Origin of the sequence: Streptomyces rapamycinicus NRRL 5491 (genome assembly GCF_024298965.1) — a bacterium.
GTDB classification, from domain to species: Bacteria; Actinomycetota; Actinomycetes; order Streptomycetales; family Streptomycetaceae; genus Streptomyces; species Streptomyces rapamycinicus.
Genome location: NZ_CP085193.1, coordinates 1,481,225 through 1,496,972, shown reverse-complemented (window position 1 = coordinate 1,496,972; position 15,748 = coordinate 1,481,225). Strand labels below are relative to the sequence as shown.

Genomic DNA, 15,748 nt, shown 5'->3' with positions numbered 1-15,748 from the left:
CTCTGCCATACAAGAGCTGACTGAGGGAAGACGTCATGACGCACACTCTTGACCGCACCGCCCGCCTCCGCTCCACCTGGCAGGCGGTCTGGGACCGGGGCGAGGTCGACGCGCTCGACCAGCTGCTCGGCCCCGCCTATGTACGCCGCCGCGGGCCCGCCGCGGCCCCCCAGGACCGGGAGCAGTTCAAGGAGTCCATCCGCGCCATCCGCCGGGCGTTTCCCGATCTCCGCACCGAGATCGAGGAGATCGTCGAGGACGGCGAATCGCTGGCGATCCGCTGGCGCAGCACCGGCAGCCACACCGGTGACTTCCTCGGGGTCCCGGCCACCGGCAGGCCGGTCGAGGTCTCCGGCGCCACCTTCACCCGCTTCGACCACGGTGTGGTCAGCGAGGAGTGGGTGACCTGGGACCCGCGCCAGCTGCTGGAGGCGCTCGGGATCATCACCACCACCCAGCAGGCGGCCGTGGACGCCGATGTGGTCCGTGGCGTGCACCGCAAGTTCATCACCGGAGTCACCGTCGTGACCTGCGACGACGACGGCAAACCCCGGGGGCTGGCGGTGAACGCGTTCGCCAGCATCTCGCTGGATCCACCGATGGTGCTGGTCTGCGTGCAGCGCAGCTCCACGACCCATCCCGCGCTGCACCGGGCGAGCCATCTGGGGATCAACATCCTCGCCGCCGGCCAGCTCGATGTGGCCAAGACCTTCGCCTCCAAGGCGGACGACAAGTTCGCCGGGCTGTCCTGGACCCCCGGCGAGTTCGGCGTCCCGCTGCTCGACCGGTCCTGCGCCCAGCTCGAGGTGGAGATCGGCGAGCGGCTGGAGGCCGGCAGCCACACCGTCTTCACCGGCCGGGTGGTGTCCGCCCGCCATGAGGAGCTGGCCCCGCTGGTCTACAGCGGCGGTGGCTTCTTCGACATCTCCCAGACCGCGCCGCTGCCGTGGTGAGACACCGCCGCCCCGATCCGCGGCGCCACCGGCCCCCCGTCACCCCCTGACGCCCACTCCTCCCGTCCCAGGAGCACGCCCATGACCCACGATGACACGGCGCCGGTGTACGGCAGCGCGGTCACCAAGGTGGAGCCCTTCGGGGTCGACCACATCCCCGACAACGAGCGGCACGGCAAGCCCAGTTCGCAGTTCTTCGTCTGGTTCGCCGCCGGTCTCAACTTCCCCATCATCCTGCTCGGGTTCAGCGCGGTCGGGCTGGGCCTGAGCTTCGGCGCCGCCGTCGCCGCCATCGTGGTCGGCGCGGGTCTCGGCTCGCTGCTGATGGCCGTGATGTCCCGGATGGGCGTACGGCTGGGGGTGCCCCAGCAGATCCAGGCGCGGGGCCCGCTCGGCTTCTTCGGCAACTTCCTGCCGGTGGCGTACATCAACGTGTTCGCCGGGGTCGGCTGGGCCGCCGTGACCGTGATCCTCGGCGGCAAGGCCATCGCCGAGCTGACCCATCTGCCCTTCTGGGTCTGCGGACTGGCACTCACCCTGGTCGAGCTGGTGGTGTCCATCTACGGCTACAACATGATCAATTTCCTGCAGCGGGTGCTGACCTACGTCCTCACCCCGCTGTTCGTGATGATCACGGTGGTGGCCCTGGTACGGGGCGCGGGCACCTTCGACGCCGATCCGAAGGCGGCGGACTTCGTCGGCTCCACCGGCGGCTGGATCACCTTCGGCGGCTGGTTCCTCTCCTTCCTCGTCGCCTGGGCCCCGTTCGCCTCGGACTACTCGCGCTATCTGCCCGACTCGCCGAGCGTGGTGAAGCGCACCGCCTGGTTCACCAGGCTCGGCAACTTCGTCACCATCTGCTGGCTCGGCATCCTCGGTGTGCTGCTCGGCTCCAACGCCACCAGCACCGACTCCATCACCGCCCTGCACCAGCTGACCGGGCCGTTCGCCATCCCCGCGCTGATCGCCATCGGGCTCTCCGCGCTCGCGCAGAACTTCCTCAACGTCTACGGCGGCGCGATCTCCGTCCAGACGCTGAAGGTGCCGGTCACCCGGACCCAGGCCGTCACGCTCATCTGCGCGCTGGCGTATGGGATCAGCCTGTGGGGACACTCCGGGGTCGAGGACAAGTTCTCGGTGTTCCTCAACCTCACCGCGTACTTCATCGCGCCGTTCGCCACCGTGCTGCTGCTCGACTACCACCTGGGCGGCCGCTCCGACCGCAGCCGGATCGCCGAGCTGTACGACCGCGGGCGGGTGCTCTCCTGGGGCTTCGTCGCCTGGGTCGGCGGGGTGCTGGCCTCGGTGCCGTTTTGGCAGTCCGACCTCTACACCGGGGCGTTCGCCTCGGCGTATCCGCACGCGGGCGATCTGAGCATGTTCGTCGCGGCGGGCGCCTCGGCGGTGCTGTATCTGCTGACCTACCGGCTGCGGCCGCTGTGGGCGCGGGACACCCCCGGCACGGCCGAGCCCCAGCAGGAGAAGACGGCGGCGGTGGCGGGCTCCTGACACCGCGTCGATGAACCGGGGCGGGCGGTGTCGCGAACGGCGACGCCGCCCGCCCTTCGGCGCGCCTGGCCCTTTCCCCGTCATCGCCTCCGTCGGGAGGACGCGGGGCGCTCGGCGGGGGCGGGGTCGATACAGCGCGGCTGGGCGTGTTCGTACACCATCGTGCTCTGCACGTCCGCCACCTCACGGCGCTCGGTGAGGCGGTCGATGACGAACGCGTAGAGTCCGTTGGTGTCCGGCACCGCCACATGGATGAGGAAGTCATGGGGGCCGGAGGTGACGAACAGCCCGATGGTCTCCGGCAGCTGGGCGGCCCATTCCCGGAACCCCTCGATGACCGGCCGGGACGGCGGGCGGATCCGCACCGAGATCAGCGCCTGCACGGGGCGGCCGACCGCCTCCAGGTCGACGGCGGCGTGATAGCCGCTGATGATGCCGCGCTCCCGCAGCGCCCGGACCCGCTCCAGGGAGGTCGACGGCGAGACCCCCGTGCGCAGGGCCAGCTCGCGATTGGTCTGCCGTGCATCGTTCTGCAGCTCCCGCAGAAGAGCACGGTCGAGTGCATCAAGTTCCACGAAAGCGCTCCCTTGCCTGAGGAAATTCGGCTAGCCGTGCTCCGGCTCGGATGGATGGGTACCGTCCACCACATTAGCCATCGACAAGGAGTACCGCTCGTGTCCGTTCCCCAGCTGTCCGACGAGGACGTACGCACCGATCAGTCCACCCGGCAGGCGAAGCTCAAGTGGGTGATCGTCGTGAACGAGGAGCTGCCCGCGGGCCGGGCGGTGAACGCCGCGGCCTGCATGGCCGCCGCCGTCGGCCGGGCGATGCCGGAGCTGCTGGGGCCGGACGGCACGGACGGCTCCGGCGCCGGCCACCCGGGGCTGCCGTGGGCCGGCTGCTCGATCCTGGCGGCCGAGCCGGCGGCGCTGCGCGAGCTGCGGGCCAAGGCCGCCGAGAAGGACGACCTGTTCCTCGTCGACATGCCCGGACAGGCCCAGACCTCACGGGTCTACGACGAGTACCTCGACAGCCTGGCAGGCACCAAGACCGAGGATCTCGACTGTCTCGCGGTCAGCATCGTCGGCCCGCGGAACAAGGTGAGCAGGCTCATCGGGAAGCTCCCCCTGCTGCGCTGAGAGCCTGTGTCATATCCCCGGCTGGGGATATGACACAGGCTCTGAGCTACGCGCCGCCCGTCTCGGCCGGATCGCCCAGCGCGTAGGGGGCGAGGATGTCGGCGATGGCCCGGTTGCGCGGGGTGGCGACCCCCAGTTCGGCGCCGAGACCGGCCACGGCCCCGCTGAGCCAGCTCAGTTCCAGGCGGTTGCCGCGCAGGAGGTCGTTGTGCATCGAGGACGTCATCGTGGCGGGCAGCGTGTCGCAGAAGGCGAGCCGGTCATCGGCGAAACCGGGGTCCAGGTCCACCCCCTTGGCCCGTCCCACGGCGACCACCTCGCGCATCACATCGCGCAGCAGATCCCGTGACCCCGGATTCCCGCGGACCACGCCGATCGGCTGCCGCACCGCCGACGTCGTCCCGGAAAGGCCCACCAGGAAGACGAACTTCTCCCAGATGGTGCGCTCGATGTCCCCGCTGATCTCCGCGTCGACACCGGCCGCGAGACAGCGGTCGAGGAACTGGCGGGCGCGCGGGGACTCCTTGCGGTCGTACTCCCCGAACACCAGCCGCTGCAGAGTGCCGTTGTGCACCACCACCCCCGGCTCCTCGATGAACGCCGAGATATAGCCGACCCCGCCGAGGACCGACCCCGCGGGCAGATGGCGCCGCAGCTCCGTGTCCTTCTGGACTCCGTTCTGGAACGACACGACCGCGGCGCCGCCCTCGGCGAGGGGCGCCAGCTGCCGGGCGACGTCCTCGGTGTCCCACAGCTTCACCGCCACCATGACCAGGTCCGGGGCCTCGAGGTCGGAAACCGTCGGAACGACCGCCTCGGACGGCACCCGCAGATCCCCCAGCGGGCTGCGCACCGTCAGCCCCCTCTCCCGGATCGCCGCGAGGTGGCGGCCCCGGGCCACGAAGGTGACCTCGTCCCCCGCGGCGGCGAGCCGCGCGCCGAAGTATCCGCCGACGCCGCCCGCGCCGATGATCGCGATCCGCATGATGTCCCCTCGTCCTCAGCCGCTTAGTAACCCTTCAGGCGGTTACTATATTCACATGGACTCCTCGACGGAGCAGCTCCCGCGGCCGCGGGTCAGCGCTCGGCTGCGGGCACTGCGCTTCGACGCCGGAAGCCTCGCCCTGAACCTCGTCGCCTCCCTCGGGCGGCGCGGCAGCACCCCGATCGAGCGCCTCGGCACCCTCGACCGGCTGCGGGAGTGGTGCGACGGCGTCGGGCTGCGGCTCCACGGCGAGGCCGTCACCGAGGAGCTCCTCACCGAACTGCGGACGCTGCGCGAGGCGGCGTACGACGTGGTGGCGGCGGCCGTCCACGGCCGGGCCCCGGCCGCCGCGTCCGTCGCGCTGCTCAACGACCGGGCGCGCCCGGCCCCACCGCAGCCGCTGCTGAGGGCCACCGGCACCGGGGTCGAGGTGGACGGCGCCGATCGTCCGCTGTCCGGGCGGGAGCTGCAGTCGGCCGTCGTCCGCGACCTCATAGCGGTGCTCGGAGACCCGGAGCGGCGCGAGGCGCTGCGGGCGTGCGACTCCTCGCTGTGCACGATGATCTACCTCGACCCCACACCGGGCAGAAGGCGCCGGTGGTGCTCCATGCGGCTGTGCGGCAACAGCGCCAAGGCCGCGAAACACCGGCGGCGGCAGGCGTCCGCCGCCCCGGCCGGGTCCTGACGCCCCGGCGTGCCGGGCGGGTGCCGAGGAGGCCCCGGCGCTCCCCGGCCGCTGTTTCCGGTGGGCCGCCCGGGGCACCCGAGGTGGCCGGAGGGTTGCCGATGGCCGAAGAGAGCGACACCGACCCCGCACCGAAAGCACGGCCCCCCGGCCGGGCCTGCGCTTCCGGGGGAGCGGTGGCCGCCGTCGCGCTGACCGTGGCGACCGGGGCGATGGACGCGATGAGCTTTCTGGCCCTGGGCGGCGTCTTCACCAGCGTCATGACCGCCAATCTCTCCCTGCTCGGCATGTCCACCGCGTCCCTGGACGCGACGCTCGCCCGGGACTCCGCGGTCGCCATGGGCGGATACATCGTGGGCGCGCTGGTCAGCGGCCGGATCGTGCGCGGCTCCCGGCCCGCCCTGCGCGGCCGGTGCGCGCTCACGGTGGAACTGCTCGCGCTCGGCGGGCTCTGGGCGGTGTGGGCGTCCGCCGACGGCCACCCCTCCGGTGGCCGGCAGCTCGGGCTGCTGGCGGTGGCCGCGCTCGCCATGGGAGGCCAGAGCGGTCTGGTGCGGGCCGTCGGGCCGCCCGGCTTCTCCACCACGTATCTCACCGGCGCCCTGACCGGGGTGCTGGTCGACGCGGTGCGCAGCGGAACGGTGCGCCGGCTCAGCATCGCGCTGTTGGCGGGCCTGGTGGTGGGCGCCGCGGCCGGCGGGCTGCTGGTGGCCCACGCCGCGCGGGCCGCGCCCGCCCTGCCGACCGGGCTGGTCGGTCTCGTTCTGCTGGCGTCCCTGACCTCCCTGGCTCGGGATGCCCAGGGCCATCTCTGGCCCCACGCCGAGCAGTCCGCCCCAAGCCCGCCCGCTCCGGGGCGGGTTGACCGGTGATTCACTCTTCCAGCGAGGCGTCATCCGATGTCAGACTCGGGCCGTGACCGACTTTGACATGCTTGTGATCGGGTCCGGGCCGGGCGGCCAGAAGGCTGCCATCGCAGCCGCGAAGCTCGGTCGCCGGGTAGCCGTCGTCGACCGTAAGGAGATGGTGGGCGGGGTCTCCCTGCATACCGGAACCGTTCCGTCCAAGACCCTGCGTGAGGCGGTGCTCTATCTCACCGGACTGACCCAGCGGGATCTCTACGGCCAGAGCTACCGGCTCAAGGAGGAGATCACCGTCGCCGACCTGACGGCCCGCACCCAGCATGTGGTCGGCCGTGAGGTGGACGTCGTCCGCAATCAGCTGTCCCGCAACCGGGTCGCGATGTTCTCCGGCACCGGGCGGTTCGTGGACGGCCACACCGTGGCCGTCACGGACGCCACCGGCCAGGAGCAGCTGCTCACCGCCCAGCACATCGTGATCGCCACCGGCACCCGGCCGGCCCGCCCGGCGAGCGTGGAGTTCGACGAGCGGACGATCATGGACTCCGACAGCGTCCTCAACATGGAGCGGGTGCCGCGCTCCATGGTCATCGTGGGCGCCGGGGTGATCGGCATCGAGTACGCCTCGATGTTCGCCGCCCTGGGCAGCAAGGTCACCGTGGTCGAGCAGCGCGAGGGGATGCTGGACTTCTGCGATGTCGAGATCGTCGAGGCGCTGAAGTACCGGCTGCGCGACCTGGCCGTCACCTTCCGCTTCGGCGAGACCGTGGCGGCCGTCGAGCGCCATCCGAAGGGCGCCCTGACCATCCTGGAGAGCGGTAAGAAGATCCCCGCCGACACGGTGATGTACTCCGCGGGGCGCCAGGGGCTCACCGACGCGCTGGACCTCGCCAAGGCGGGGCTCACCGCCGACCGGCGGGGCCGGATCGCGGTGGACGAGCACTACCGCACCGCCGTGCCGCACATCTACGCCGTCGGCGATGTCATCGGCTTCCCGGCCCTGGCCGCGACCTCCATGGAGCAGGGGCGCAGCGCGGCGTACCACGCGTGCGAGGAGCCGGTGAACCCGATCCACCGCCTCCAGCCGATCGGGATCTACAGCATCCCCGAGATCAGCTTCATCGGCCGCACCGAGGACCAGCTCACGGACGAGAAGGTGCCCTTCGAGGTCGGGGTCTCCCGCTATCGCGAGCTCGCCCGGGGCCAGATCGTCGGCGACGCCCACGGCATGCTGAAGCTGCTGGTCTCCCCGGAGGACCGGCGGCTGCTCGGGGTGCACTGCTTCGGCACCGGCGCCACCGAGCTGATCCACATCGGCCAGGCCGTGATGGGCTGCGGCGGCACCGTCGACTATCTGGTGGACGCGGTGTTCAACTATCCGACCTTCGCCGAGTCCTACAAGGTCGCCGCGCTCGACGCCACCAACAAGATGCGCGAGGTGGACCACCTGCGGGACTGACCCCCGGCCCCGGCCCTCCTCCGCGCCCCACTTCCGAATATCCCTTTTGGGATACTGGGAGACAGACTGGGAGGAGGGTTGAGATGACTCGCGCAGTCGGTATTGACCTGGGTACGACGAACTCGGTCGTATCGGTCCTGGAGGGCGGCGAGCCGACCGTCATCACCAACACCGAGGGCACCCGGACCACCCCCTCGGTGGTGGCCTTCGCCAAGAACGGCGAGGTGCTGGTGGGGGAGGTCGCCAAGCGCCAGGCGGTGACGAACGTGGAGCGCACCGCGCGATCGGTCAAGCGCCACATGGGCGAGGACCGGTGGCGGTTCCCGGCCACCGGCGATGTGGACGGCAAGCGCTACACCGCGCAGGAGATCTCCGCGCGGGTGCTGCAGAAGCTCAAGCGCGACGGTGAGGCGTACCTCGGCGAGGACGTGACGGACGCCGTGATCACCGTCCCCGCGTACTTCAACGACTCCCAGCGCACCGCCACCAAGGAGGCGGGCGAGATCGCCGGGCTGAAGGTGCTGCGGATCATCAACGAGCCGACGGCCGCCGCCCTGGCGTACGGGCTGGACAAGGAGAACGACCAGACCATCCTGGTCTTCGACCTCGGCGGCGGCACCTTCGACGTCTCGCTGCTGGAGATCGGCGAGGGGGTGGTGGAGGTCAAGGCCACCAACGGCGACACCCACCTCGGCGGCGACGACTGGGACCAGCGGATCGTGGACCATCTGGTCTCCCGCTTCGGACACGGCTACGGCGTCGATCTGGCCCAGGACAAGATGGCGGTCCAGCGGCTGCGCGAGGCATCCGAGAAGGCCAAGATCGAGCTCTCCGCGGCCAGCGAGACCACGATCAACCTGCCCTACATCACCGCCTCCGACCAGGGCCCGCTGCACCTGGACGAGAAGCTCACCCGCTCGCAGTTCCAGCAGCTGACCGAGGACCTCCTGGAGCGCTGCAAGGCCCCCTTCCACCAGGCGATCAAGGACGCCGGGATCAAGACCGCCGACATCGACCATGTGATCCTGGTCGGCGGCTCCACCCGGATGCCCGCCGTGACCGGCCTGGTCAAGGAGCTGACCGGCAAGGAGCCGCACAAGGGCGTCAACCCGGACGAGGTCGTCGCCATCGGCGCCTCCCTGCAGGCCGGTGTCCTCAAGGGCGAGGTCAAGGACGTCCTGCTGCTGGACGTCACCCCGCTGTCCCTCGGCATCGAGACCAAGGGCGGCATCATGACCAAGCTGATCGAGCGCAACACCACGATCCCGACCAAGCGCTCGGAGGTCTTCACCACGGCCGAGGACAACCAGCCGTCGGTGCAGATCCAGGTGTTCCAGGGCGAGCGCGAGATGGCCGCGTACAACAAGAAGCTCGGGATGTTCGAGCTGACCGGGCTGCCGCCCGCGCCGCGCGGGGTGCCGCAGATCGAGGTGGCCTTCGACATCGACGCCAACGGCATCATGCATGTCTCCGCCAAGGACCTCGGCACCGGCCGGGAGCAGCGGATGACCGTCACCGGCGGCTCCGCGCTGCCGAAGGACGACATCGACCGCATGATGCGCGAGGCCGAGAGTTACGCGGAGGAGGACCACCGCCGCCGCGAGGCCGCCGAGACCCGCAACCAGGCCGAGTCGCTCGTCTACCAGACCGAGAGGCTGCTGCGGGACCAGGCCGACAAGGTGCCCGGGGACGTCCGGCAGGAGGCCGAGGCGGCGGTCGCGGATCTGAAGAAGGCGCTCGAGGGCGAGGACACCAACGCGATCCGCGAGGCCACCGAGCGGACCGCCGCCATCGGGCAGAGGATCGGCACCGCGATCTACGCCCAGGCCCAGCAGTCCGGCCCGTCCCAGGGCGGCGGCGGATCGAGTGGCCCCGCCGGTGACGCGGAGGGCCAGGCCCACGCCGCCGAGGAGGAGGTCGTGGACGCGGAGATCGTCGACGACGAGAAGACCGGGGACGAGCCCAAGGGCGGCGCCGGCTGACCGTCACTGCTTCCTGGCCGGCTCGCCCCGCCGTGCCGATACCTCCACGAGTTCCGAGCGCCCCTTCGCGTTGAGATGCAGGATCGGAATGGCCTTGTTGCGCGGATTGCCATTGTTCTGGAACGAGATGAACCCGCTCGCCCCCGGCACCTGCTGACGGCTGTTCATCTGGTGGAACATCCGCGCCACCGATTCCCCGGTCACGTCGCCCAGCGCCGCCATCTGGATGCCCTGGGCGGCGGTGAGCACCGCGTCATGCGCCATGATGGCCTGGCCGTCCTGGTGCTGGTCGTCGGGGAACCACTTGGCCATCAGCCCGCCCGGCTGGAAGTGCCGGGCCGACGGGCGGGAGACGGAGTCGGGGTCCTGCTGCCACATATCGGGGTGCGCCAGGCCCGTGTAGAGCACCCGCACCTTGCTCTCGGCGGCGTGGGCCAGGTCGTCGGCGGTGAGGTTGGTGGTGTCGTCGCCGGTGATCACCATGAACTCCCGGTCCTGGCACGGACGGTTGGCGATCGCGTCCAGGAACCGGGTGAGGTGCTTGCCGCGGCCCGCGAAGAAGACCGCCTCCGGCTTCTGGTCGCACAGCTGCCCCGGCATGTAGCGCAGTTCGTTCTCCCAGGCGCCGCGCACCGAGGAGTCATAGGTCATCCTGTCCGCCACCAGCTCGTGGCCCTCGATGTCCTGGAAGACCTTGGTGAAGGCGTCACCCAGCGTCTTGGCGTAGTAGTTGTCCCGCGCGTCGTCCTGGACCACCACCGCCCGGCGGACCTTCTCCTTCTTGAGATACGCGGAGGCGGCGTACGCCTCGTCCACATTGGTCGGGGAGACCCGGACCAGCCCCTTGATGCCCTCTATGTTGGTGGCCGTCATGGTGCTGGCGACCAGGGCGAGACCGTTGTCGGACAGCCGCCTCAGCGCGTCGAGGTTCTGGGTGTCGCTGGGGCCGAGCCCGGTGACCGCGACCAGCTTGTCGGCAGAGCTCTTCCGGTCGATCAGCTCATCGACGGTGTGCTCCCAATGAGCCGCGCTGCTGCCCATGTTGGCGATCAGCAGCTTGATCTTGGGGGAGGAGGAGAGATCGCCGCGGTTGTGCCGGTACTGGGCCAGATACGCGCCCTCGAGCTCATGCCGGACCGATTCCTCGGAGTTGCTGTCGTCTTCGGTCAGCGTGAACGAGGTCATGTAGGCGACGCTGACGTACTTGTCACCGTGCTTGTCCACCAGGTCGTTCTCCGCCTTGATCTTCTTCTCCACGGGCTCCAGATGGTCGGCGAAGGTGTACGAGCCGTCGGTGACGCCCACGCACTCGCGGTCGTCGCCCATCTTGACGACGCCGTCACCGCACCGGGCCCGCCGCTCCCCGATCCAGTTCACGGTGAGCGGGATCGCCACCGCGAGCACGGCCAGGACGATCACGCCGATCACCACTCGGCGCACGATGTGCAGCGGCCATTCCAGTCTCGGCACCGGTCTCACCCCTCGTCCGCGCGCGTCAGCGGATGGCGCCAGTGGCGGTACCGCTCCGCCTCGTTGAACAGGGCCACGATGTCGTTCCTCCGCAGTCGTGAGAGCTGGTTGAAGCCGTCGGCGATCATGTCGTTCAGCCGCATCCCGGGGTCGGCGAGCGGATCGCTCCACACCCAGCGCACCGTGATCAGCTCCCGGATCACCGAGGCCGTGGTGACCGCCTCCGGGGGCTCGTCCGGGGCGAGGCCGGCGAGCAGCTCCAGCGGTCCGCCGGCCTGGCCCAGCCGGTTGGGGGCGGCCGTGATGGTGTTGAACTCAGCTATCCACTGCGCCGCGGGCACCGCCGGGAAGCGCTCCACCAGATACCCGGTCACCTCGTCGATCCGCTCCGCCGCCAGCCGGTGGTACATCTCCGGGACCGGGCGGCCCTCGGATCTGAAGTGCTCGGCCAGCAACTCGTGCACCGCGTCCCAGTCGTCCGGACGCCCGGCCAGCCGCCACAGCAACAGCCGCCGCAGCCAGGGGTGCAGGGCCGGGGTCACGGCGCCCGGGCTGTGCAGCAGCCAGCGGCCGCGGACCTCGCCGAACAGCGAGTCGCCCGAGCCCAGCAGCCGGGTGCCGATGGACAGGTCGCGCGCCGCCGCGCACTCCTCGAGCGCCATCCGCCGCGCGGGGTCGAAATCGCGCAGGAGATGGTCCAGGGCGGCCTCCGCCAGCGTCCGGGTGTCCTCGCCCTCCCGCGGTGTGCGGTCCGGCAGGGTGCGCAGCCAGCGGTCCTGCTCGGCGCCGTCCTCGACCGGCACGGACGAGTGCCGGAGCAGCTCCAGAACCAGGCTGACCGCCCGGGGGAGCCCCGCGGTCAGCCGGTGGACGAAGGGCGCGAGCCGGGTGAACGGCGCGAGGTCGGGGTGGTGGCGCAGCTCCAGCTCGATCCGGATGCGCACCTCGTCCAGATTGAGGTCGCGCAGCCGCAGCGGATACCACCAGGTGTCATCGCTGTCCCGGCCCGGCCGGTGCTCGCTCCAGTCCGCCAGGGAGGCCCGGTCCGGGCCCCGCAGCCGCCACGGCCACTGATCGCCGGTGGCCGGGCCCCAGCGGGGCAGCCACCGGTTGGAGCTCGCCACGACGGTGAGCGGATCGCAGTCGGCGCCCGCCACCACGGCGTCGTCATGGCGGGCCCGGATCAGCAGATCGAGGAAGCGACGGCCGTACTCCGTATGGGAGTTGTCGAGCAGCAGCAGATACGAACGGGGCATGAACGAGTGGCGCACATTGCCGCGCATGTCCTCCAGCAGGGCCGAGAACAGCACCCGGTCCAGCCGCTCCTGATCGTCCTCGTCCCCGTCGTGGCGCCACAGGTTGAGCTCGACCAGCGCCTCCCACGGATCCCGGCTCCGCAGCAGCGGATGGCCGCCGTACCAGGCCGCGCTGCTGGTGAACTTGCGGCCCGGCAGCCGCCTCCGGCCGCGCCGCAGCGCGTCCCGCAGCAGCGCGAGCGCGGCCGTGGAGGCGCCGTCGGGAGCGCCCACGGCGCCCCCGGCCACCTCGAAGAAGGCGGCGAGATAGTCGCCGTAGCGCGCCTCCGCCCGCTCCTGGAACGCGTCCAGCTCCCGCCGGATGTTGCGCCGCCCCTCCGCCAGGCTCGTCATCCGCAGCTGGTGGTCGGAGGCGAGCAGACCGAGCGTCAGTCGTGGGAAGTGCGAGCGGCGGTAGCGCGGCAGCTTGCGCTCCAGCTGGCGCGCGAGCAGCGCCAGGGCGTACCGCGGCAGCAGGGACTGCTCACCGCCGACATTGACATACGCGAACGGCGTCTCGGGGCCGAACTTCTCCATCAGCGCGCCATGAGCGTCGCTGGCCCCACTGCCGCGCGGCCCCACCAGCATGATCACCGGCCGCTCGTCCGTCGGCTCCAGCCTGAGACACTCCCCGACCAGACTGATGATCCCGCTGCGGCCTCTTAAGCCCACGCCCATTCCGGATTCCGCCACGTGCCCCCGTCCCCCCGTTCAGGCCCCCCGTCGGCTAGGGGTCCTTTACCCACATTCACCCCTTCGATAGCGGGCCGTTCCCAAACGTACTCCCGCTAGGGCCGGTGCCGACATCCCCTTTCCCGCAGCGGGGCTCCACCGGCCGCGAGACGCCGCCCCCCGCTCAGCGGCGGAAGACCTCCAGCCGGGTGGGCGCGGACCGCCCCGGCGCGGGCAGGCCGAAGCCGCGCCGCCCCGGGGTGATCGACCCCAGCACGCCGGCATGGCGGGCGCCGGTGCAGCTCGGCACCGTACCGGCCAGCCCGTGGGCGGTCAGGAAGGCGAGGACGGCGAAGGCGTACGCCTCCTTCGCCGCCGCCGGAAGGCCGAGGTCGTCGGAGGTCCGCAGCCCGATGGGGCCCAGCTCCCGGCGCAACGCCCCCATCAGGGTGGGGTTGCGGGTGCCGCCGCCCGAGGCGATCACCTCGGTGGCGTGCACCTTCCGTACGGCGTCGGCCACGGTGCGGGCCGTCAGCCCGGTGACGGTGGCGACCACGTCATCGTCGGGCACCTGGCCCGTGGCGGCCAGGGCAGCGCGCAGATAGGACGCGTGGAACAGCTCCTTGCCCGTCGTCTTGGGCGCGGGCAGCGCGTAGTACGGCTCGGCCAGCAGCCGCTCCAGCAGCGGCCCGTGGACGGTACCGCGCGCCGCCATGGCGCCGTCCGCGTCATGGTCCAGCCGGCCGCCCGTCAGATCGCAGACCGCCGCGTCGATGAGCGCGTTCGCCGGACCGGTGTCGAAGGCCAGCGGATCCCGGGCGCTGGAGACCACCGTGATGTTGGCGATCCCGCCCAGGTTCAGGGCGGCGCACACACCGGGCCGCCCGCGCAGCCACAGGGCGTCCACCAGGCTGACCAGGGGAGCGCCCTGGCCGCCCGCGGCCACATCGCGGGTGCGCAGATCGGAGACCACGGGGCAGCCGGTGGCCTCGGCGATCCAGGCGGGCTGGCCGAGCTGGAGCGTGCCGTGCACCCGCCCGCCCTCGGCCCAGTGGTACACCGTCTGGCCGTGGGAGCCGATGAGGTCCGTACGCCCCTCGCACAGCTCCCGGTCGGCGCGGACCGCGAGCGCGGCGAACGCCTGGCCGATCCGGGTGTCGAGCGCGCACACGTCCCGCATGGTGGTGGCCGCCGGGGGCAGCGCGGCGCTCAGCGCCGACCGCAGCGCCTCCGGATACGCCTCGCTGACCAGCCCCAGCGGGGCGAGCACCACGGTGTCGCCGTCGAGCACCAGGTCGGCCGCCGCGGCGTCCACCGCGTCATGGGACGTGCCCGACATCAGTCCGATCACCCGCATGGTGTCTCCTCCTCCCGCTCGGCCCCCGTCGTGGGCCGCGCCGCGCCGGGCAGCGCGCCGCGGTGGTGCTCCCCGCGCAGAGTGGCCAGGGCGGCCACGCTGATGGCGCAGGTCACCGTCACGTAGTAGGCCGGGGTGTCCACCTCGCCGGTGTGCTTGATCACCTCGGTGATGATGAGCCCGGCGCATCCGGAGAACACCGCGTTGGACAGCGCGTACGCCAGCCCAAGGCCCGTGTAGCGGACCCGGGTCGGGAACATCTCGGCGAGCATGGCCGGACCGGGCCCGGCCATCAGGCCCACCACCACGCCCGCCACGAAGACCGCCGCCCCCTGGACCCATGCCGAACTGTCCGGCTCCTGTAGGACATTGAGCAGCGGGAAGGCCAGCACCGCCACCAGCGCGGCCCCGGTCAGCATCACCGGCCGCCGCCCGATCCGGTCGCTGAGCAGCCCCGCCGGGAGGATGGCGAGCGCGAAGCCCGCGTTGGCCACGACGGTGGCGACCAGCGCCTGCTGGAAGGTGGCGTTCAAGGTGGCCTGGAGATACGAGGGCATGACGACCAGGAAGGTGTAACCGGCCGCCGCCCAGCCCATGATGCGCGCGGCCCCCATGACGATGGCCCCGGCCACCTCGCGGGGGTCCGCCACCCGCTCCGGCCCGGCGGCCGACGCCGTGCCGGTGGACCCGTCCGCCGTCGCGCGGAAGAAGGGGGTCTCCTCCAGCCTCAGCCGCAGCCACAGGGCCACCAGCCCGATCGGCAGGGTCAGCAGGAACGGCAGCCGCCAGCCCCAGTCGCCCAGTGACTCCTCGCTCATCACGGTGGCCAGCACCGCCGCCACCCCGGCCCCGGCCAGCAGCCCCAGCGCCACGGTGAACGACTGCCACGCCCCGTACAGCCCGCGGCGGCCCGGTGGAGCGAACTCCGTCATGATCGACACCGCACCGCCGAACTCCCCGCCCGCGGAGAGACCCTGGAGGATCCGCAACAGGGTGAGCAGCCAGGGCGCGGCCGCGCCCAGCGTGTCGTACGTGGGCAGCGCTCCGATGAGCGTCGTGGCGCCGGTCATCAGCAGCAGCACCAGGATCAGCGTGGGCCGGCGGCCGATCCGGTCGCCGATCCGGCCGAAGACGGCGGCGCCGATGGGGCGGAAGAAGAACGCGATCCCGAAGGAGGCGTAGGTCTTGACCAGGCCCTCGAGCTCGTTGCCGCCGTCCGGGGTGAAGAAGTTCGCGGCGATGATCGTCGCGAAGAAACCGTAGACACCGAACTCGTACCACTCGATGAAGTTGCCGACCGAACCGGCCACCAGCGCACGGCGCGGGGCCCGCCCGGCAGCACGTTCGCTGGGATCCGCTGGGGACGTCGTCACATCCGGGCC

Annotated in this window: 13 protein-coding genes; 7 read left to right on the top strand and 6 right to left on the bottom strand. The window is 71.3% G+C overall.

Translation table 11 applies throughout. The features are described 5' to 3' along the window. Positions 1–35 precede the first annotated feature (35 nt). Complete coding sequence (locus LIV37_RS06120; RefSeq protein WP_020866227.1) at positions 36–953, top strand: flavin reductase; 918 nt, start codon at positions 36–38, stop codon at positions 951–953. Positions 954–1,034: 81 nt separating this feature from the next. Further along, a complete protein-coding gene (locus tag LIV37_RS06115; RefSeq protein WP_020866226.1) occupies positions 1,035–2,462 on the top strand; it encodes a purine-cytosine permease family protein in 1,428 nt (475 codons plus the stop codon). A gap of 80 nt (positions 2,463–2,542) precedes the next feature. On the opposite strand, the gene LIV37_RS06110 is transcribed toward LIV37_RS06115, so the two are convergent. Continuing rightward, on the bottom strand, positions 2,543–3,037 hold the full coding sequence (locus LIV37_RS06110) for an Lrp/AsnC family transcriptional regulator (protein WP_020866225.1): 495 nt from the start codon (positions 3,035–3,037) through the stop codon (positions 2,543–2,545). Positions 3,038–3,136: 99 nt separating this feature from the next. Between LIV37_RS06110 and LIV37_RS06105 the strand changes: the two genes are divergently transcribed. Then, complete coding sequence (locus LIV37_RS06105) at positions 3,137–3,601, top strand: DUF2000 domain-containing protein (RefSeq protein ID WP_020866224.1); 465 nt, start codon at positions 3,137–3,139, stop codon at positions 3,599–3,601. 46 nt (positions 3,602–3,647) lie between these two features. Here the strand turns inward: LIV37_RS06105 and LIV37_RS06100 are convergent, their stop codons facing one another. Next, entirely contained in the window at positions 3,648–4,586 is a 939-nt protein-coding gene (locus LIV37_RS06100) for a ketopantoate reductase family protein (RefSeq protein WP_020866223.1), read from the bottom strand. A gap of 55 nt (positions 4,587–4,641) precedes the next feature. Here LIV37_RS06100 and LIV37_RS06095 point away from each other — a divergent pair, with 55 nt between their 5' ends. The 4 genes from LIV37_RS06095 (at position 4,642) to dnaK (ending at position 9,572) form a co-directional block, all read left to right on the top strand. Further along, complete coding sequence (locus tag LIV37_RS06095; RefSeq protein WP_020866222.1) at positions 4,642–5,271, top strand: CGNR zinc finger domain-containing protein; 630 nt, start codon at positions 4,642–4,644, stop codon at positions 5,269–5,271. 101 nt (positions 5,272–5,372) lie between these two features. Then, complete coding sequence (locus tag LIV37_RS06090) at positions 5,373–6,143, top strand: YoaK family protein (protein WP_020866221.1); 771 nt, start codon at positions 5,373–5,375, stop codon at positions 6,141–6,143. 43 nt (positions 6,144–6,186) lie between these two features. Then, the gene (sthA, locus tag LIV37_RS06085) at positions 6,187–7,590 is read left to right on the top strand and encodes a Si-specific NAD(P)(+) transhydrogenase (RefSeq protein ID WP_020866220.1); all 1,404 of its coding nucleotides are present in this window, start codon (positions 6,187–6,189) and stop codon (positions 7,588–7,590) included. A gap of 83 nt (positions 7,591–7,673) precedes the next feature. Next, positions 7,674–9,572: a molecular chaperone DnaK gene (dnaK, locus tag LIV37_RS06080; protein ID WP_020866219.1), complete on the top strand. Its 1,899-nt coding sequence runs from the start codon at positions 7,674–7,676 to the stop codon at positions 9,570–9,572. A 3-nt stretch (positions 9,573–9,575) separates the two neighbouring features. Here dnaK and LIV37_RS06075 read toward each other — a convergent pair whose 3' ends face one another. The 4 genes from LIV37_RS06075 to LIV37_RS06060 form a co-directional block, all read right to left on the bottom strand. Next, complete coding sequence (locus LIV37_RS06075) at positions 9,576–11,042, bottom strand: ABC transporter substrate-binding protein (RefSeq protein ID WP_020866218.1); 1,467 nt, start codon at positions 11,040–11,042, stop codon at positions 9,576–9,578. A gap of 5 nt (positions 11,043–11,047) precedes the next feature. Beyond that, positions 11,048–13,030 (bottom strand): hypothetical protein, encoded by a 1,983-nt coding sequence (locus LIV37_RS06070; protein ID WP_243146396.1) that lies wholly within the window; start codon positions 13,028–13,030, stop codon positions 11,048–11,050. 163 nt (positions 13,031–13,193) lie between these two features. Further along, a complete protein-coding gene (locus LIV37_RS06065) occupies positions 13,194–14,366 on the bottom strand; it encodes an anhydro-N-acetylmuramic acid kinase (RefSeq protein ID WP_020866216.1) in 1,173 nt (390 codons plus the stop codon). Further along, complete coding sequence (locus LIV37_RS06060; protein ID WP_121825766.1) at positions 14,357–15,739, bottom strand: MFS transporter; 1,383 nt, start codon at positions 15,737–15,739, stop codon at positions 14,357–14,359. Before LIV37_RS06060 ends, LIV37_RS06065 begins: the two co-directional genes overlap by 10 nt. Positions 15,740–15,748: the final 9 nt, after the last annotated feature.